General features: G+C 48.8%; 17 protein-coding genes. 9 read left to right on the plus strand and 8 right to left on the minus strand.

Translation table 11 applies throughout. From position 1 onward, the window contains the following. Window positions 1-142 precede the first annotated feature (142 nt). The 7 genes from BLW33_RS10455 to BLW33_RS10485 form a co-directional block, all read right to left on the minus strand. Complete coding sequence (locus BLW33_RS10455) at window positions 143-796, minus strand: GDSL-type esterase/lipase family protein (RefSeq protein WP_242911657.1); 654 nt, start codon at window positions 794-796, stop codon at window positions 143-145. 61 nt (window positions 797-857) lie between these two features. Continuing rightward, on the minus strand, window positions 858-2348 hold the full coding sequence (gene glpK / locus BLW33_RS10460) for a glycerol kinase GlpK (RefSeq protein ID WP_090308559.1): 1491 nt from the start codon (window positions 2346-2348) through the stop codon (window positions 858-860). A 27-nt stretch (window positions 2349-2375) separates the two neighbouring features. Beyond that, window positions 2376-3926, minus strand: coding sequence for an amidohydrolase (locus BLW33_RS10465; RefSeq protein WP_090308562.1), 1551 nt, complete (start codon window positions 3924-3926; stop codon window positions 2376-2378). Window positions 3927-4076: 150 nt separating this feature from the next. Then, a complete protein-coding gene (locus tag BLW33_RS10470) occupies window positions 4077-4742 on the minus strand; it encodes a Yip1 family protein (RefSeq protein ID WP_090308564.1) in 666 nt (221 codons plus the stop codon). Between the two features lie 155 nt (window positions 4743-4897). After that, complete coding sequence (locus BLW33_RS10475) at window positions 4898-6187, minus strand: ABC transporter permease (RefSeq protein ID WP_090308567.1); 1290 nt, start codon at window positions 6185-6187, stop codon at window positions 4898-4900. 8 nt (window positions 6188-6195) lie between these two features. Next, window positions 6196-7107, minus strand: a complete 912-nt coding sequence (locus BLW33_RS10480) for a COG1361 family protein (protein WP_090308569.1) — start codon at window positions 7105-7107, stop codon at window positions 6196-6198. A 21-nt stretch (window positions 7108-7128) separates the two neighbouring features. Further along, a complete protein-coding gene (locus tag BLW33_RS10485) occupies window positions 7129-7809 on the minus strand; it encodes an ABC transporter ATP-binding protein (RefSeq protein WP_090246017.1) in 681 nt (226 codons plus the stop codon). A gap of 230 nt (window positions 7810-8039) precedes the next feature. On the opposite strand from BLW33_RS10485, the gene BLW33_RS10490 reads away from it, so the two are divergent. Further along, window positions 8040-9521, plus strand: coding sequence for a Mur ligase family protein (locus tag BLW33_RS10490; RefSeq protein WP_090308572.1), 1482 nt, complete (start codon window positions 8040-8042; stop codon window positions 9519-9521). 34 nt (window positions 9522-9555) lie between these two features. Continuing rightward, entirely contained in the window at window positions 9556-10800 is a 1245-nt protein-coding gene (gene ectB / locus BLW33_RS10495) for a diaminobutyrate--2-oxoglutarate transaminase (RefSeq protein ID WP_090308575.1), read from the plus strand. Between the two features lie 74 nt (window positions 10801-10874). Here ectB and BLW33_RS10500 read toward each other — a convergent pair whose 3' ends face one another. Next, window positions 10875-11216: a cupin domain-containing protein gene (locus BLW33_RS10500; protein WP_090308578.1), complete on the minus strand. Its 342-nt coding sequence runs from the start codon at window positions 11214-11216 to the stop codon at window positions 10875-10877. Between the two features lie 187 nt (window positions 11217-11403). Between BLW33_RS10500 and BLW33_RS10505 the strand changes: the two genes are divergently transcribed. The 7 genes from BLW33_RS10505 to BLW33_RS10535 form a co-directional block, all read left to right on the plus strand. Continuing rightward, a complete protein-coding gene (locus tag BLW33_RS10505) occupies window positions 11404-12675 on the plus strand; it encodes an adenylosuccinate synthase (RefSeq protein WP_090308581.1) in 1272 nt (423 codons plus the stop codon). A 306-nt stretch (window positions 12676-12981) separates the two neighbouring features. After that, window positions 12982-14100 carry a glutamine-hydrolyzing carbamoyl-phosphate synthase small subunit gene (gene carA / locus BLW33_RS10510; RefSeq protein WP_090308585.1) on the plus strand — a complete coding sequence of 373 codons (1119 nt, stop codon included), beginning with the start codon at window positions 12982-12984 and terminating at the stop codon, window positions 14098-14100. Further along, window positions 14091-17291, plus strand: a complete 3201-nt coding sequence (carB, locus tag BLW33_RS10515; RefSeq protein WP_090308586.1) for a carbamoyl-phosphate synthase large subunit — start codon at window positions 14091-14093, stop codon at window positions 17289-17291. Before carA ends, carB begins: the two co-directional genes overlap by 10 nt. 123 nt (window positions 17292-17414) lie before the next feature. Continuing rightward, window positions 17415-17891, plus strand: coding sequence for a transcription elongation factor GreA (gene greA / locus BLW33_RS10520; RefSeq protein ID WP_090308589.1), 477 nt, complete (start codon window positions 17415-17417; stop codon window positions 17889-17891). A gap of 9 nt (window positions 17892-17900) precedes the next feature. Further along, window positions 17901-19817, plus strand: a complete 1917-nt coding sequence (gene lysS, locus BLW33_RS10525; RefSeq protein WP_090308592.1) for a lysine--tRNA ligase — start codon at window positions 17901-17903, stop codon at window positions 19815-19817. A 318-nt stretch (window positions 19818-20135) separates the two neighbouring features. Next, window positions 20136-20261 carry a helix-turn-helix transcriptional regulator gene (locus BLW33_RS10530; RefSeq protein WP_479723644.1) on the plus strand — a complete coding sequence of 42 codons (126 nt, stop codon included), beginning with the start codon at window positions 20136-20138 and terminating at the stop codon, window positions 20259-20261. A gap of 63 nt (window positions 20262-20324) precedes the next feature. After that, window positions 20325-20572, plus strand: a 248-nt coding sequence (locus BLW33_RS10535) for a transposase (protein WP_143032624.1), incomplete at its 3' end; no start/stop codon positions are given.

Raw genomic sequence — 20572 nt, forward strand, 5'->3', positions numbered from 1 at the left:
TTGAATGCGTCATAGCATTTCCTCTCTCTAATTTTTATTTAATAATACCTTAAGAATGTGATGGCTGTATGATATTCGAGTGAAATGCTTGTAAAATCTGCGTTTAATTAAAAAAACCGCACGGGGCGGCTTTCTTAATCCATTACCCTAAGATCCGTTTGATCTCAGCGGCCAGGGCTTCACCTAAAATCCGGTGCTGATCATCCTGGAGGTGGAGGCCGTCTTCTGCACTGCTGTGGACGACGATATCGGCATCAAAGTACTCGACGCCGTAGGTGGCAGCAACGCCTTCGTAGAAGGTTCCCAGGTGCTTGGATTTTTCGACATTGCCTTCAAACATATATTGAAACACGCCATTTTCAATGGGACCCAGGGCTGGTGGTCCAATGAGGAGGACCTTGGGGCCGCCAGCACCGAAGGCACCGGCCTGATGCAGGGCCTTATCCACTAGGATGCCCACGCCATTAGCAATATCCTGGGCACTGACGGTATAACGGACCTTTAAGTCATTGGTTCCTACGAAGATAATGACTAAATCCAGTGGTGCAGCGATGTCCATGGCCGGTACAATCTGGTCCTTGCCACAGCGGTATTCTTCGATGGGGTCATCCCACACGGTGGTGCGTCCATTGAGGCCCTGGTTGATGATGTTGTAGCCATCCCCCAAAAGGGCCTGGGCCACACCGGTCCATCGGACATCGTCATCCCAGCGGGTAATGGGGTCCACCAGGTTATTTGCGGGGTTCCAGCCCCAGGTGTTGGAGTCGCCAAATACGAGTACATTCTTTTTCATCATAATCCCCCTGATTATTGTGCAATTAAAATCCGGCCGACGCGCTTGGTCCAATTTATGATGATTACCGCTTAAGCCAGCCCTTGGCATGGTCAATGGCGGCATTCCATCCAGCAATTAATTCTTCCCGCTTTTCTTCAGAAATCTGGGGTTCAAAGCGTTTTTCTACCTTCCAGAATTGGGATAGGGATTCTACACTGTCCCAGTAGCCTACGGCCAGGCCAGCCAGATAGACCGCACCCAGGCAGGTGGTCTCTGTGATAACCGGGCGTTCCACCGGAACCCCTAGAATATCCGCCTGGAACTGAAGCATAAAGTCACTATTGGCACCACCGCCATCGGCCCGGAGCTTGGCCAGCTTCATCCCGGATTTCTTTTCCATAACCTTAAAGGCATCCCGGACCTGGAAGGCCATGGATTCCAGGGCTGCTCGGGCGATGTGGGCCTTGGTGGTTCCCCGGGTAATGCCGAAGATGGTTCCCCGGGCGTAACTATCATAGTAGGGGGCTCCCAAGCCCACAAAGGCAGGGATAAAGTACACACCCATACTGTCCTCCACGGTGAGGGCCAGCTTTTCCGCATCGCCACTTTCTTCGATGATCCCCAGACCATCACGGAGCCATTGAATCACCGCACCAGAGACATCGGCCATGCCCTCCAGGCCATAATCGGTTTTGCCATCAATGGTCCACAGCACCGGGGAGAATACCCCATCAGAGGGGGGGACGTACTGGCCACCGGTGTTCATCACGATGAAGGAACCGGTGCCATAGGTGTTTTTAGCTGTGCCTGGTTCCATACAGCCTTGGCCAAAGGCGGCGGACTGCTGATCGCCGCAGATACCGGCGATGGGAACGCTGGCCCCAAAGAAGGCCTCTGGGGTGGTCTGGGCGTAAATTTCACTGGAGCCACAAATTTTAGGGAGGATTTCCCGGGGAATGTCGAGGAGCTCCAGGGTTTTTTCATCATACTCCAAGGTTCTGGCGTTTTGAAGCAGGGTGACGGAGTTATTGGAGTGGTCCGTTACATGGGCGGCGCCCCCGGATAACTTCCAGATGAGCCAGGTGTCCATGGTGCCGTAAATCAAGCGGCCCTCGGCCACACCCTGGCGGATGGTTTCGTCATTATCCAGAAACCACCGAATCTTTGTGGCGGCATCATTGGGGACGATGATCATCCCGGTGCGTTCTACCATAGCAGGACCATCGGTGGCTTCCAATTCTTCACAGATGGGCAGGGTTCGGCGGTCCTGCCACACCATGGCCCGACAGGCGGGCTTTCCGGTGCTTTTGTCCCAGAAAACCGTGGTTTCCCGCTGATTGGTGATGCCGATGGCGGCAATGGCCGAGGCGGTAATGCCCGCTTCGGCCAGGGCTTTTTTCATCATAGCCTGGGTGGTTTCCCAGATTTCTTCGGCGTCGTGCTCTACCCAACCGTCCTTGGGGAAATACTGGGTGAATTCGCTGTAGGCTTGGGCGATGATGTTGACGTCGGCGTCGAAGATCATTGCCCGGGTTCCGGTGGTTCCCTGATCGATTCCCATAATATACTTCATAAAATTATCCTCCTCTGGATATGTGTTCTACTGCTGAAGCGATTTATTGTAAACCACCGTCCCCCTGACGATGGTCGCTTCGACTTGGATATCCCCAATGGACTTTGGAGAAACGGAAAGTGGATTGTCGGAAAGGATGGTGATATCCCCCAGCTTTCCGGATTTTAGTGAGCCCTTGGAATCTTCCTCAAAGGCGGCGTAGGCGGCATTGGTGGTAAACATGGCCAGGGCTTCCTGGGGTGTGAGAGCGTTCTGGGGGTAGGGTGGGTTGACGGCGGCGTGAATCCCTAAAATAGGATCGATGGGAGTAACGCTGGAATCGGAGCCACCACAGAGCACCAGGCCGGCATCAGTGTAACGCCGAAGACTGTAGGCCTGTTGTTCCCGTTCGTCACCGGTACGGATATTGTACACACTGCCAGGCCCGCCCCGAAGGTAACTAAAGGAAGGCTGAGTGGAAATAACGGCCCCCAGACGTTTGGCTCTGAGAATATCCCGGTCGTCGGGAAATCCAAAATGCTCGATACGGTAGCGATGGTCCGCCACAGGATTTTTTTCCAGGGCGTATTCCAGAGCATCCAGTGCCATACGAATGCCGCATTGCCCAATGGCGTGGAAGCCACTTTGAAGTCCCTTTTCCAACGCACTTTCCACTAAATGGTTGACATCCTCCTGTTTAAAATAGAGGATACCGCAGGTGTTGGGATCATCGGCATAGGGGGTATCAAAGGCAGCCGTTCGGGAGCCGATGGACCCGTCCAGTAGGATATCGGTTCCCATACGGGGATAACCGGCCTCTTCAATAACGGATAAGTCCGGGGTATCCCAATACATCAGGATATCCAAGGGCAGTTCCGCTTGAAGCTGGTTAAAAACGGGGATATCGGCATCGGAGAAGAGTGCCCCCCCTTCCATGGCGTGGATGGTGGTCACCCCCTTGGAAATCGCAAGGTTTGAAACGTATTGAATGGCGGCAATTCGCTGCTCGTCGGACATTTTATCGTTATAATAGGTTTTGGCAACACCATTGGCTTCACCGTGGACCCGGCCCGTTGGACGACCGGAAACATCCCAAAGGATGCCGTCCTCATCCTGAAAGCCAATCTCCTGAAAGGCTTTGGTGTTGAGTTGGGTATAATGGAGGCCTCGGTCCACCAAAAAGACACCACGATTCGGCATGACCGTATCTATTTCGGTGGCGGTTGGGGCACGCTTTTCCTCCAATCGGGATTCGTCCAGACGGGTACCATAAATCCATCCGTCAGGCTGATCCTGTGCGGCCTGACGGATTAAATCTAAAACACCGCGAATATTACCGGCATCATACAAGTCCACTCCAGTAGCCCCAATCCCGGTACCCATAACGTGGACATGACAATCGTGGAGGCCTGGAACGGCGCAACGTCCAGCCAGATTTATGATTTCAATTCCTTTTTCAGTGGCCTGGGTGGTGACGGTTTGGTCATCCCCCAGCAAGGTGATAATCCCGTCTTCCACTAGAATAGCAGAAGCCTCAGGGCCATTGGGCTCCATAGTGATAATCTTGCCCTTCACCAGGGCAATGCTTCCCTTTTTCATAATTGCACCTTCCTTATAAAAAAATCCGCAAAATACAAGGGACTTAAAGCTTCACTTACCTTATATTTTACGGATTTTATCGTTTAATGCTGTATATTTTTCATGATTTAATTATACATGGATTTGATACCGTTGTCAATGCGGCGCTTTTTATTGTCCGCTATTGACGGAGTTCATCACCGAGGCCGTGGAGCTGGCAGACATAAGTCCAGTGACAAGGTTGAAAATAGCCACGATGACTTCCAGGGCAATAATGGGGATGGCTGCTTTTTTATAGCTGAGGCGATGGAGCTTTGCCATGGCGATGATGGTCAGGAAAAGCTGGTAGATGATAAAAAGATTGATGCTTCCGGCCAAGTAGGATACCATATTGAATCCACCGCTTAAATTAAGGCTGACATGACCGGTCAGGGCAATAATGGTATTTAAAATAGCAGGAATCATTAAAGGGAAAGAGGAGATCCCGGTAAAAAACAGGGTGTCGTTCAGCTTGGCTTCGTCGCCGTCACCGGACATTTTTTTAAGGATACCCTGATAGATGAGCCCCTTGATGAGCCAGGCCAGAAGTAAGCCGATGGGGCCGCCGATGATACCGGTGATTATCGCGATGGTTTTGATCATACCGGCTTGATCTTCAGTGAGCATACCGGAGAAGGCACTGACTGCCCCGCCGGCTGAAAGGCCACCGATGATACCGGTGAGTACAAGGATGAGGACGGGAATCCACATGGGGCGCTTTTCCCAGGTCTGGGCTTCTTCAAAAAAGATGACGGGGTGGCGGATGATTTGGAGAATGTGTTTAAATAAGTTTTTCATTGAAGGTTCCTTTTTATTTTAAGTATGATGTTGTCCCCAAACCCGAATTTCCTTATTTAGAAAGAGGGATGAAATTAGGGTTTTGGGACATTCTCTTCGTTACCAGCAGCCATTCGCTTACGCTCATAAGACGGCTGCTTCCCAATTTTGTTTCGTCACTCCGTCCGTATTGCGTCCAGGGAGCTTAGGTTGGCGGCTTTGATGGCGGGGCGGACGCCGGCAATCATTCCGACGATGGCGGAGAAGACCAGGGCGAAGGCCACCAGGCCTAGGGAGATGATGGAGACTTTCTGGTCGGCACTGCTCATGAGACTGGCGATTCCGTTAATGGCGAAGGATACCAGATAGGAGAAGAGGATCCCCACGATTCCCCCTAATAAGCCGATCATGGTGGATTCCACCACAAACATATTACGGATATCGGTGACGGATGCGCCAATAACCTTCATAATGCCGATTTCCTTGGTTCGCTCGTAGATGGACATGGTCATAGTATTGACAATGCCGATACAGGCAACCAGGAGGGCGACGGCACCAATGCCCCCAAGGAGCATTTGGAGGGAGGTAAAAACCGAATCCATGGAATCGAGCATCTGCTTCATGGAAAAGGCCTGGAAGCCCATGTCTGTAATGGCTTGGGTGACGCTGTTGACGGAGTCCGTATCGGCTGCGGTGACCATGGCTTGGGAATAGCCGTCCCGCTTGGTATTAATGGCCACATCACCCGCGGACCATTCGCTTAGCTCCAGGGCTTTTTTGAGATTCATGATGATGTAATAATCATCCATGCCCCCTGTAGAGGAGAGGACACCGACTACTCGGAACTTATAGCTGTTTTTTTCTTCATTACCGTCTTTATCCTTTCGGCTGATGGTAAAGGTGAGGTTATTACCGACTAAATCTTCGCTGTTGATGAGCTTGTCCATGGAAGCACTGGTTCCGCTGCTGTCCATGGAAATCTCGGTAAAGACCTCAGGGCCGATGACAATGGCGTTTTCTTCGGATTGGCGGGGAAGCCGTCCAGCCGATACGGAATACCCCAAGGCAGAAAGGTCATCGTATTCCATCCCCCGGCCGGTCACGGCAAATTCTTCACGGTTGACCTTCGTGGTCATCGACGGTGTGGACTGAATGGGAGAAACGGCCTTTACGCCATCCAGCCGTTTGAATTCTTTGATGGCACTATCGTTAAGCTTTTCGGATTTTGCCGAAGAGACCCCCATGCCCTGGGTCATGCTGTCCGCATTGGGAGAGACGGTAATGGCCGTTACGGATGCTGTGCTGGATAAGGTGCCGATGATGCTTTGTTGGGCACCGTTTCCAATGGAAACCATGATGATGATGGATGCCGTTCCAATGACCACGCCGATAATGGTGAGGATGGTCCGGAATTTCATGCGCCACAGGTTTTCCCAGCATAGGATGATGAGTTCCTGTTTATTCATGGTAGGACCTACACGGTAATGCCAAAGAGCACCTTTGCAATATCGGTTAAGATATTAAGGCCTGTCGATCCGGTACCGTTTGTGCCGCTGCCTGTCTTGTTAGTACTGGTGGCGTTATCAGGCACGGTGATCTTTATATTTTTGGTAATCTTTCGTTCATTATTAAAGCTATCCACGTACCGCAGTTCTGCCGTGAGATCATAATTGCCCGGGGTATCTGCTGTTACAGTGGTGGTAAAGGTGTCGGCATCATCTTTTTCAAAAGTTCCATAATAGGTGGAGGTATCTTTGATGCTCAGGCCGCTGCCGGACAGCTGAAGTTGTACTCCACGGACGGCATTGGTCCCAAGATTGGCCACTTCCATGGAAAGATTGCCCTTGGCGCTGTCCTTGCTGTCTGTGGCCGTCGTTGTGGTGCTATTCTCAGAAGAAACGGTCAATTCGCTGGGAGCCACCAGTGACATAGAGGTGCTTTCATTGACAAAAAGGCCGATGGTTTCTGGATAACTGTAGCTGTTGCCGTCACCATCCACCGTATCAATTTGGATGTTGAGGTTGTAGTTCTTAGCCGTTGCAACAGGGGAGACCGCCATGTGCAGGGTCGCACTGGTGGCACCAAAGCTGTCCACTTGGCCAACGTAGACATGGTTGCCGCTGCCGGACATGGAGAAAACATCCAGATCGCTCGTTTTGGAGCCTGAGATATTGAGTACCGAAATATTGGTGTTGTAGGCATTATAATTACCGTTATTGACGATGGTTAAGAAGACGTCGAAATTGTCCCCCGGGGAGACGGCTTCAGGATAGGTACTCACTGAGGTGATTTGGAGCAGGGGCTGATTCGGTGCGGCCGCTACAGGGGCGGTGAAAAAGCAAGCAGTCATTGCGACAATCGTCAGGATAGAGAGTAATTTCTTCATTGGTTTCCTACTTTCTTAGGTCTATTCTAAATATTCAATGATACCGTCCTTCATGTGGACGATTTTGGAACAATACTGGGCAGCATCCGGGTCGTGGGTGACAATGACAAAGGTTTGATTGGCCTCTTCATTCAGGCGGGTAATCATATCCATGATGTCGGTACTTGTTTTGGAATCCAGATTTCCGGTGGGTTCATCCGCTAAAATGATTTCTGGGTGATTGACCAATGCTCGGGCGATACTTACCCGCTGCTGTTGTCCCCCGGAAAGTTCGCTTGGTTTATGATCGATCCGGTCAGCCAGTCCAACGATTTCCAGTACTTCAAGCGCCCGCTCCCGGCGTTCCTTCCGGGGGACACCGGCAAAGGTGAGGGAGAGGGCCACATTATCAGCAGCCGTCATACTGGATATAAGATTATAGCTTTGAAAGATAAAGCCTAAATGGGCCCGCCTAAAAAGGCATAGCTCGTTTTCTGTCATGGTTCCCAGCTCGTGGTCACGGATTTTAACCGATCCAGAGGTAGCAGGAAGCAAGCCGCCAAGAATATTGAGAAAGGTTGATTTTCCCGAACCCGATGGGCCTAATAAGGCGACCATTTCACCCTGGGGTATGTCGATGTTAATCCCCTTAAGAATAGGAATTTCCTCTTTTCCCAGCTGGAAGCTCTTTCGTAAATCGCGAATACTTATGAATTCTGACATGTTTTTCTCCTTGTGTTGAGAATATCTTATCCTTTAATAATATAAAGTACAAGGATATTTTAGAAAAGTGAAAGCGTAAAAATATAAATTTTAAGGATGAAAAGATTCATTGTCATGAAAAATTTACAATTTAGACACGGCAAGATTTTGCTTTTGAAAAAACTTTGTGATATATTAATACAGGTAAAATTTTATGGATATATTTGATGAGTAAAATTTAGGAGGGAAGTATGGAATTCAAGATCACTGGACAGGCCATCGTTGATATTCTGAAAGCGAATGATCTTTTTATCAGCTCTGATTCAGATTTCGGTGGTAAAATTTTTCAGTCGATTACTTTTAATTCGAAGGACGCCCAATCGGGCACCCTCTTCATTTGTAAAGGCATGGGCTTCAAAAAGGAGTATCTGGAGGATGCCATCACCCATGGAGCGGAAGGTTTCCTGTCAGAAGAACCAATGTCTGTTTCTGTTCCTGGTGTTATTACCAGCAATGTCCGCCGGGCAATGGCCTTGGTGGCCAAGGCATTTTATGGCTATCAGCCAGGGGCTTTTAATCTCTTCGGTGTGACGGGAACAAAGGGAAAAAGCACAACCGTCTATTATCTTAAGAACATTTTAGAATACGCCACGGGTAAAAAGCCGGCATTTTTGACCACCGTGGATATCTTTGATGGGGTGGAGTTTGCAGAAGCAACCCTGACCACTCCAGAGGCCCCTACAACTTATGCGTATTTCGCCAAAGCCGTTGCCAACGGCTGTGATAATGTGGTGATGGAGCTATCCAGCCAGGCGGATAAAATGGAGCGACTGGTGGGGATGGAGTATCAGTATGGTATTTACATCAACATTTCCGATGACCATATTGCCCCCAATGAGCACCAGGATTTTGAAGAATATCTGGGCTGTAAGATGAACATCGTTGCCCGGTATCAAAAAGCGGTTATCAATTTAGATGATGCCCATAGCGACTGTGCGCTCAAAGCGGCAGATGGGGCCGAGCAGGTGCTAACCTATTCCGTCCATGAGGATACCGGGGCAGATGTGTATGCCAAGGATATCCGCCGGGATGGACATAAAACCCGGTTTACAGCCGTTACCCCGGATTGGGAGTATCCTATGGAAATTATCATTCCCGGGGTGTTCAATGTGGGTAACGCCCTCGGAGCGACTGCGGTTGCCTACATGATGGGGCTGGAACCGGAAAAAATTGCCAAAGCCGTTGCGGTGACCCAGGTGGATGGACGCATGAATATTTACGAAAAGGATGGCTATATCGCCATTGTAGATTATGCCCATAATCAAGCCAGTATCCATGCCGCCTACGAGGCGCTGCGTGATTATTATCCCGACCGTAAAATCCAGGTGGTGTTCGGCTGCCCCGGATGTAAAGCCTTCCAGCGGCGGCGGGCCATGGCTGAAGAGAGTGCCGATTTTTGCGATTATATCTATATTACAGCGGAAGACCCCTCTTACAAAGATCCCATGGAGGTCTCCAAAGAAATCGAAGAATATGCGGTGGCGGCCGGCGGACGATGTGAAATCATCATCGATCGGAAGGAAGCCATCGAGACAGCCATTTCACGGCTTAAAAAGGATGAGATCCTGATTATTGCTGGAAAGGGATCTGAGCATTACCAGGTTGTGAATGGTATTGCTGAGCCCTATGAAGGGGATACCGTTTTAGCCAAGCGGTACATCGCCCAAAAATAAAGATTACCCGTAGCCGGGAGAAAGAAGAGTTAGAATGACGATTTTTGAAAAACGTGAAAGTCAGGTCCGTTCCTATTGCCGGAATTTCCCCAGTGTTTTCGCTAAAGCTCGGGGGGCTGAACAATATAATAAAGCAGGCGAACGCTATATCGATTTTTTTGCAGGTGCTGGTGCGTTAAACTACGGCCATAATAATCCTTATATTAAAGAAAAGGTCATGGATTATCTGGCAGAGGATAATGTCATCCATGCCCTGGATTTTTTCACCGAGGCCAAGGAAGAATTTCTGAAGACCTTTGATGAAAAAATCTTAACCCCCAAGGGAATGGATTATAAAGTAATGTTCTGCGGACCCACGGGAGCTAATTCGGTGGAATCCGCCATTAAGCTGGCCCGTAAAAATACCGGTCGAATGAATATCATGGCCTTCCACGGTGCCTTCCATGGCATGTCCGAAGGGGCCCTAAGTGTGACCGGCGCATCCCATTGCCGGGAAAATGTAGCCCATGCCCTCACCCATACGACCTTTATGCCCTATGGTTTTGACGAAAAATTTGATACCCTGGGTTATCTCCGTGACGTTCTTTCCGATCCCTCATCCGGTATTGAAAAGCCAGCGGCCATCATTCTGGAAACGGTCCAGGCAGAAGGGGGCGTATGCCCGGCACCCATCGAGTGGCTGCAGGGGCTGCGTGCCATTTGTGATGAATTCGGCATCATTATGATTATTGACGATATTCAGGTGGGATGCGGCCGTGCCGGCGGTGGATTTTTCTCCTTCGAGCAGGCAGGTATCCAGCCGGATATGGTCACATTATCCAAATCCATCTCGGGTTTTGGTGTCCCCATGGCCTTGCTTTTGGTGAAGCCGGAGTTGGATACCTACCATCCCGGAGAGCATAATGGGACTTATCGGGGATTCCAGCTTTCCTTTGTTGGTGCCAAGGCTGGGATTGAATATTTCTGTGAACAGGATATTCCCGCACAGGTTGAAAAAAAGCATCAGATGATTGCCGATTATGTGGCAAAGGAAATTTTGCCATTGGATCCCAGCTTTAGTGCCCGGGGAAGGGGCCTTATTTATGGGGTTAATGTACAGGATGGTGACTTTGCAAAAGCCATTGGAGACCAGTGCTTTAAAAACGGCCTCATTCTTGAACGGGCAGGACGAAAGGATGAAATCTTAAAGATTATGCCACCTTTGGTCATTGAAGAGGATGTTCTTCTGGAAGGCTTGGGTATCTTAAAGAAATCCATCCAGGAAGTCATGCAAAGATAAGTCATATTAATGAAGCCACGGTTTCACCCCAATGGGATGAATGCCGTGGCTTTTGTGCGGATGATGGCAAGGGATTAATCGTTAGCGATTTTGTCCGCGTGGTCCAAATAAGGATTGGTAACAACAATAAAACGCGCGGGAAGATCCCCGGGGTTGGAAAGCGTATGGACCTCACCGGAATCGAGGTGGATAAAGTCTCCCGGGGCATAAATATGGGGATTGCCATCAATGGTGATGGTTACCTGACCTTCTAAAATATAGAAGTTTTCTTCCATAACGGCATGGTGATGGGGTGAAACCTGATCACCAGGGCGAAGGCGGACGATGCCAAAATTGCTTTTAGGGCCCATCATTAGATATTTGGGGCCGTGGTCACCGTGGCGGTAGTCGTGCTCTGTTTCATGAGTATAATACATTTGAGTGTTTCCTTTTTTCTAGTATTATATCATGGGAGAATGGGATGGAAAAGGCACTTCTGCAAAATTAGAAAACATTTTCATTCGGTACAGGCTATCGGAGTGGGACATGGATATGATATAATAATTCTGGTTAAAACAGATAATAATACCAGGAGCTTTCAGCCCTTGGGAAAGGATTTTAATAATGTCGATTACTGTATTAGTAGGTGCCCAATGGGGCGACGAAGGCAAAGGAAAGATCATTGATTATTTATCAGAGAAGCAGGACCTCATCGTCCGCTTTCAGGGAGGCGATAATGCAGGACACACCGTCATTAACGATTATGGTGTGTTCAAGCTCCATCTGATTCCCAGTGGGATTTTCAATAAAAATGGCGAAAGCCTCATTGGTACCGGCACCGTGGTCAACCCCGATGTTCTGGAGGAGGAAATTGCCCAGATTGAAGGTGCTGGTGTGGACATGAGCGGCCTTAAGATTTCAGGAAAGGCACATATCCTCATGCCTTACCATCAGAAGCTGGATGAGCTGATGGAAGCTAAGGGCGGCATTGGCACCACAAAACGTGGGATTGGTGTGGCTTACTCTTATAAGGCGTTGCGGAAGAATCTGCGGATGGAAGATCTGTTGGATCTTGAGCGGACCCGGGAAAAGCTTTCGGATATCGTAGATGTTATCAATAATCAGATGGAGGCTTATGGTGCACCGACCTACAGCCTGGATGAGTTAATGGAAAAATGCACCGTCTGGGCCAAGCGTTTTGGCCATATGATTGTAGAACCCATCAGCTATTTACACAATTATATCGATGCTGGAAAAAACATTTTGTTTGAAGGTCAGCTGGCAGCTATGAAGGATATTGATCTGGGGATTTATCCCTATGTTACGTCTTCCAACCCCATTGCTGGGTATGCCGCTGTTTCCGGAGGATTTTCCCCTAAGAAAATCGACCGCATCATCGGGGTGGCCAAAGCCTTTTCAAGTGCCGTTGGAGCAGGTCCCTTCCCCACCGAAGACCCTGACGATCCTCAAATCGCCATTATCCGTGGCGATGGCTCTAAGGCGGATGATGAATTTGGGGCTCGTACCGGTCGTTCCCGTCGTTTAGGCTGGTTAGATATTCCTATTCTTAAATATACCACCTTAATCAATGGCTTTGACACCATTGCCTTATGTAAAATCGACAAGCTGGACGATTTGGATGAAATCAAGATTGGCGTGGGATATGAACTGGACGGTAAGGTTTTGGATCGTTTCCCCAATACTGATGAGCTGTTCCGCGTCACACCGATTTATGAAACCCTCCCAGGTTGGAAAACATCGACCCGGGATATCCGGAAAATTGCTGAGCTTCCAGAAAATGCACAGAATTATATCCGGTTTATTGAAGAGCGGGTTGGTGCCCCCATCGATTTCGTTGGTGTCGGCCCAGACCGCGAAGAATTAGCAACACGATAGACCATTGCCCTCCCTGACTAAGGGAGGGATTTTTAGAGTATTAGAAGTAGCGACTAATCATTGGGAATAGAGAGTTTATAAAAGAAAAGAGAGGTCAAAATGTCATATTTGCCGCGCAAGCAAACAGCCATGCGCGGATGTCTGTGGAAAAAGACGTTGAAAGCAAGCTTTCAAAAGGATTTTTATACAGATAGCCCCATAGGGCGCAGCCCGTGCATGAGCGCAGGGAGCAAAGCGAGCGGAGCGAATAGGCATGGCGACTAATCATTGGGAATAGAGAGTTTATAAAAGAAAAGAGAGGTCAAAATGTCATATTTCAAACGGGATAAACGTGCGTATATCCTGCTGGCGGATGGCACCGTGTACGAAGGCTATAGCTTCGGCTGTGAAGGAACGACCATCGGAGAAATTGTGTTTACCACCGGAATGACCGGTTATCAGGAGGTCCTGACGGACCCCTCTTATTACGGTCAAATCGTCTTGCAGACCTACCCCTTAATTGGGAATTATGGGGTTAACAATGACGATATGGAAAGTGAAAAGAGCTGGGTTAATGGGTATATCGTCAAGGAATGGTGTGAAGAACCCTCCAACTTCCGGACGACGGATACCATCAACGATTTCCTTGTCGCCCAGGGCAAAATTGGGATCTGGGATATTGATACCCGGGCCCTGACCCGCAGAATTCGGGTCCATGGGACCATGAATGGCTGCATTACCACCGAGGATGTTTACGCTAAAAAGGATGAACTTCTGGAGCAGATTAAGGCTTACAAGGTGGTCAACCCTGTTCAAATCGTCACCAGTCAGAAGAAGGGGTGGTACTATTCCCGGGAAAATCGGGCCAACCATGTGGCCCTGATGGATTACGGCTATAAGCATAATATTCTTCGAATGCTCCTTCAAAATGGCTGCAATGTGACGGTAATGCCGGCCAATGCGACCTTAGAGGATATCCGCCGATTGAATCCCGATGGCATTATGCTTTCCAACGGACCGGGGGACCCGGCTGAAAATGTAGAAATCATCAAAAACATCAAGGATTTTATCAGCTATGGCAAACCGATTTTTGGCATTTGCCTGGGCCATCAGCTTTTGGCGTTGGCCATGGGGGCCAAGACCCGAAAAATGCGTTTTGGACACCGGGGAATGAATCAGCCGGTAAAGGACTTAACTCGGGATCGGGTGTATATTACCAGCCAGAACCATGGCTATGCCGTTATATCTGAGAGTGTTCCCAAGGATATCGGAGAGGTCACTCACGTTAATATGAATGATGATTCCTGTGAGGGGATTGCCTACAAGGATATCCATGCCTTCACTGTTCAGTTCCACCCGGAAGCCAGCGCAGGCCCAAACGACACGGGGTATTTGTTTGAAAAATTCACAGATATGATGGAAAGGGGACAACAGGGATGCCTTTAAGAAGTGATTTGAAACGAGTGTTGGTCATCGGCAGTGGTCCCATTGTTATCGGACAGGCCGCAGAATTTGATTATGCTGGAACCCAGGCCTGTAAGGCCTTACAGCAGGTCGGTTTAGAGGTTATTCTCATAAACTCCAACCCGGCAACCATTATGACCGATAAGGCCATGGCTGATAAAATTTATATCGAGCCCCTAACTTTGGATGTGGTTAAGCGCATCATTCTGGAAGAAAAACCCGACGGCATCCTCTCCACTCTGGGAGGACAGACAGGTCTGAATCTTTCCATGGAATTGGCTAAAGAAGGATTTTTAGATGAGCATGGGGTACTCCTTTTGGGTGCAAATGTGGAAACCATCGATAAAGCTGAGGATCGCCAGTCCTTTAAGGATACCATGCGGGAGATTGGAGAACCTACGATTCCCTCTAAGGTGGTGGAGTCCGTGGACGATGCCCTAGAATTTGCCCATAGCATCGGTTATCCTGTGATTGTACGTCCAGCATTTACCCTTGGAGGAACCGGCGGCGGGATTGCGGATAACGCGGAAGAACTCCACGATATTGCCACCCGTGGCCTGCGGTTATCTCCCATCCATCAGATTTTGGTGGAACGGGGCATTGCCGGCTGGAAGGAAATCGAATTTGAAGTCATGCGGGACAGTAAGGGGAATGTCATTACCGTTTGTTCCATGGAAAACTTCGACCCCGTGGGCATCCACACCGGGGATTCCATTGTGGTGGCCCCCTGCCAGACCTTATCGGATAAAGAATACCAGATGCTGCGGACTTCAGCCCTGAAGATTATCTCGGCCCTGGGGGTAGAAGGGGGCTGTAACTGCCAGTTCGCCCTGGATCCAGAGAACTTCAACTACGCGGTTATCGAGGTCAATCCTCGGGTATCCCGTTCCTCTGCTTTGGCCTCCAAGGCCACGGGCTATCCCATTGCGAAAATGGCCGCCCTCATTGCGGTTGGTTTCTCCCTGGATGAGATTGTCAACGATATTACCGGAAAGACTACGGCCTGCTTTGAGCCGGTAATTGACTATATTGTGGTTAAATTCCCACGCTGGCCCTTTGATAAATTTGTCTATGCCAAGCGGACCTTGGGGACCCAGATGAAGGCCACTGGGGAAATCATGTCCATTGGGAATTCCTTTGAACATGCCATGATGAAGGCGGTGCGTTCCATCGAGCTGGGCTTTGATACCCTGTCTGTTGAGAAATATCGGGAAGCATCAGACGAAGAAATTACAGAAGCCCTGGGGCGGAAGGATGATGAACGCTGCTTTGTTGTCTATGAAGCTTTGTACCGGGGCGTCCCCTTGGAAGAAATCTGGGAGATTACCCAGATTGATATGTGGTTTTTAGATAAGTTGCGCCACCTAGCCGTGATGGAACGGGATTTACAGGAAAAAGGCCTCTCCGATGACCGCGGGGAAGAACGCCTCGCCGTGGCCAGAGAGCTGGGCTTTATGGATTCTACCATTGAACGCCTCACCGGGGAATCTGTAGAGCGGAAGTATGCGTCCTTCAAAATGGTGGATACCTGCGCCGGTGAATTTGAGGCGGCAACTCCTTACTTCTACTCGACCATGGATGCTGAGAATGAAGCTGAGGAATTTCTGGAAGCGCACCGTACCGGAAAAAAACGGATCATCGTCTTTGGCTCGGGCCCCATTCGTATTGGCCAGGGTATCGAATTTGATTATTGCTGTGTTCATTGTGCCTGGGCGTTGAAGGAAATGGGCTACGAAGCCATTATCATCAATAACAATCCGGAAACGGTGTCCACGGACTTCGATACCTCCGATCGTTTGTATTTTGAACCACTGACCGCTGAGGATGTCCGTGCCGTGGTGGAAACCGAAAAGCCTGACGGCGCCATCGTTCAGTTTGGGGGCCAAACGGCCATTAAGCTGACCCAGCATCTGGAAGAAATTGCGGTGCCGATTTTAGGAACCGACCCCGAATATATTGATGCGGCAGAGGACCGGGAACGTTTTGATGCGGTACTGGAGGAATGTGGTATTCCAAGACCCCAGGGCGATACGGTATATACCACCGAGGACGCTCTTAAGGTTGCCGGAAACCTGGGCTATCCTGTTTTGCTGCGCCCCTCCTATGTGTTAGGTGGGCAGAATATGATTATTGCCTACTCCGACGAGGATGTGGACGAGTATATGGGGATCATCACCGAGCATGAGATTAAAAATCCGGTACTGGTGGATAAATATCTCCAGGGAACAGAAGTTGAGGTCGATGCTATCTGTGATGGGACGGATTACCTCATCCCCGGTATTATGGAACATATCGAAAAAGCAGGGGTTCACTCCGGAGACTCGATCTCGGTTTACCCACCCCAAACCCTGTCCCAGGAGGTTCAGGATACCATCATCGACTACACCGGTAAGCTGGCCAAGGCCCTTCGTGTCATCGGCCTGGTGAATATCCAGTACGTGGTCATGGATGGACAGGTTTATGTCATCGAGGTTAACCCCCGGTCATCCCGGACGGTGCCGTATATTTCCAAGGTAACCGATATTCCTATGGTGGATATGGCGACTAAGATTATGTTTGGTGAAACCCTTAAGGGCATGGGCTACACTCCGGGACTGCATCCCGTGAAGGACCATGTGGCCGTTAAGGTTCCGGTGTTTTCCTTCTCCAAACTGGCGGACGTGGATACCCAATTGGGACCAGAAATGAAATCCACCGGGGAAGTCCTCGGAGTGGCCACCAACTTTGCCGATGCTGTCTATAAAGGGCTAGTCGCATCAGGCAATCAAATGGATCGTAAGGGTGGTGTACTCCTGACCGTGCGAAACCGGGATAAGGAAGAAGCCGTGGATATCGGACGTCGTTTCCACGATTTAGGATTTAAAATCCATGCTACCGTCGGAACGGCTAAGGTACTGCGGGAAAACGGCATTCCAGTCAACGTGGTGCGCCGTCTCAGTGAGGCCAAGCCCAACATCGGGGATCTCCTGGAACAGCGGGAGGTCAATTATGTTATCAATACATCCAGTAAAGGCCGTCAGCCTGGAATGGATGAGGTCAAGATGCGCCGTAAGGCTGTGGAAAGCTCCATTTGCCTCTTGACTTCCCTGGATACAGTGCGGGCACTGCTAGGCTGTCTGGAATCCGATAAAACCATGGCAGATATTCCTATGGTGGACATCAATACGATTTAATGGTGGGATGGTTGACTTGACAATGGGTCCCAAAAACCATATAATGTAAAACTGTATAAAAAGACTTATACCGGGGCGGCCTAAACAGGTGGCCCCGGTCATTAAATTAAAGGGGAAAACGCAATGAGTAATACAGAATTGATCATGACCCAGGAGGGCCTTGATAAATTAAATGAGCGTCTGGAATATTTAAAAACCGTCAAACGATATGAGGTCGCTGCCCGGATTAAAACGGCTCGTGAATACGGGGATCTGAGTGAAAATGCCGAATACGATGAAGCCAAAAGTGAACAGGGCTTTGTGGAAGGTGAAATCAGCGAGCTGGAAGCTAAAATTAAAAAAGTCAAGGTCATTAATGATACAGAAATCCATACCGAGGATGTTGGTGTCGGTAGCTACGTCAAAGTCCACGATATCGAATTTGATGAAGAGGTAGAATACCAGATTGTGGGTTCGGCGGAATCGGATATTGCTAAAAATAAATTATCTAATGAATCCCCTGTTGGGAAAGGCCTGATTGGAGCAAAGGTAGGGGAAATTGTTACCATTGCCGTACCCGCCGGTGAAGCTCGTTTTGAAATTTTGGATATCCATAGATAGGAGATTAAATTGGCAGAACAAAATTTAAGTGAAGTGCTGGCAGTCCGCCGGGAAAAACTTGCGGATTTACAGGAAGCCGGTCAGAATCCCTTTGAAATAACACGGTACGATGTGGATGCTTACGCTAAGGAGATTAACGAGGGCTATGAAGCCTATGAAGAAAAGCCCGTCTCCATGGCAGGGCGCATCATGTCGAAGCGGGGACAAGGTAAGGTTGGATTTTATGATATGCAGGACAGCACCGGGCGCATCCAGCTATTCCTTAAGAAGGATCTGCTGGAAAATTACGATGAGATTAAGAAAACAGACATTGGCGATATTGTCGGCGTTAAGGGTGAAGTCTTTAAAACCAAGATGGGACAGATTTCTATCCGTGTAAAATCCTTTGTGCTCCTATCCAAATCACTTCAGATCCTTCCAGAAAAATTCCATGGCTTAAAGGATACGGAAATCCGTTATCGTCAGCGCTATGTGGATTTGATTGTGAATCCCGAGGTGCGGGATGTCTTCGTCGTCCGTTCTAAAATCATTCGGAAGATCCGGGAATTCTTAGATAATCGTGGATTTTTAGAGGTAGAGACCCCTGTTTTAAATAACTTGGCAGGAGGGGCCAATGCCCGTCCCTTCGTTACCCACCACAATACCCTGGATATTGATATGTACATGCGTATCGCCCTGGAGCTGCCCTTAAAGCGCTTGATTGTCGGCGGGTTTGATAAGGTTTATGAATTGAGTCGGGTTTTCCGGAATGAAGGAATGGATGCCACCCATAATCCAGAATTCACCCTCCTTGAAACCTATGAAGCCTATGCGGATTTCAACGATGTCATGGATATGGTGGAAGCACTATACAACTATTTGGCAGAGGAAATCAACAATGGCCCCACCGTGGAATACGAAGGCTACCAGATTAAGCTGGGAGAACCCTTCCGTCGTGCCCGGATGGTAGATCTGGTCACCGAACACACCGGGGTGAACTTTGATGTCATCACTGACGTGGAAGTCGCTCGTGCCGAAGCCGAAAAGCTGCACGTGGACGTGAAAGACCTCCACAGTGTTGGAGAAATCATGGCAGAAGTCTTTGATGAATACTGCGAAGACAAGCTGATCCAGCCCACCTTTGTCACCATGCATCCCGTGGAAATCTCCCCTTTATCCAAAAAAGAACCCACGGATCCCCGGTATACCCAGCGTTTTGAGCTGTACATCAACGGGGCAGAATGTGCCAACGCCTTCTCCGAGCTCAACGATCCCATCGACCAAAAGGAACGTTTCGAAGCCCAGGTCGCTAAAAAAGCAGACGGTGACGATGAAGCCCATCCCTACGATGCCGACTTCATCAACGCCCTGGAAGTAGGCCTTCCCCCCACCGGCGGCCTCGGTATCGGCATCGACCGCCTCGTCATGCTCTTCACCGGCCAACACAGCATCCGAGACGTCATCCTCTTCCCGGCAATGAAGTCCTTAGATGGTGTAAATAAGAAAAATGATGTAAATAATACAGCTTCTGAAGCACCTGAAAAAAATGTAAAAACTGAGTCTGAAAAGATTGATTTTTCTAAGGTAAAGATTGAGCCTTTGTTTGAGGAAATGGTAGACTTTGATACATTTAGCAAGTCAGATTTCCGTGCAGTAAAAGTTAAAGAGTGTGTTGCAGTACCGAAGTCAAAGAAGCTTCTGAAGTTTACATTAGATGACGGAGAACGCAAAGACCGTGTGATTTTAAGCGGTATTCACGAGTATTATGAGCCGGAAGAACTGGTTGGTAAGACAGCAATCGCTATCGTGAACCTGCCACCGAGAAAGATGATGGGAATTGATTCCGAGGGTATGCTGATTTCAGCAGTACATGAGGAAGACGGTCATGAAGGACTGAACCTTCTGATGGTAGATGACCACATTCCAGCAGGTGCAAAGCTCTATTAAGATGATGTAAAGATGTACCGTTTTACCAAATAGACGGGACGTACTTCATTTGATAAAAAACTGAAAAAACAGCGATTTACATCAAACTTACATCAATTGATGCAGAAATCGGTGCAAGCAAGAAAAAATCGCATAATTAGTGCAATGAGTGGGCAATTCCAATCGGAGTTGCCCATTTTCTAAAATGAATAGAAATGCAAATCAGGATTTGACAGTATGTAAAAGACTTTTGACACGCTTAAAAGCCTTGATGTCAATGCTCTTTGATAGCGAGAATACGATTTTTTGATTAGAATGAGTATGCAAGGAGGTGACAAGATGGAACTTGGAAAACAGATAAAATTGCATCGTCAGGAAGCACAACTATCCCAAGAGGAGTTAGCCAATCGTGTTTATGTTTCGAGGCAAACAATTTCAAATTGGGAAAATGGAGTGTTATCATAAAAGTACAGTCAAAACGACAAGGAAATGATAAAATAAAGAAAACAGAGAGGACTGTACACCCAAATGGCAAAAAAATACACACCCGAATTCAGAGCAGAGGCTGTCAAGCTATCTCAAGAAATTGGCGCACGGCCAGCATCTGAACGCCTCAACATCAATCTTGATACAATGTATACCTGGATTAGCAAGGCGAAGCATCATCAAAGCGAAGTTGATGCCTTAATCCAGAAAAAAGGTGGTACGGTCGCCCTGGCCGATGAAAACAATCAACTAAGGCGTAGACTTCGGGAACGTGAAGAAGAAATCGAAAT

Source organism: Eubacterium aggregans, from assembly GCF_900107815.1.
GTDB lineage: Bacteria > Bacillota > Clostridia > Eubacteriales > Eubacteriaceae > Eubacterium_O > Eubacterium_O aggregans.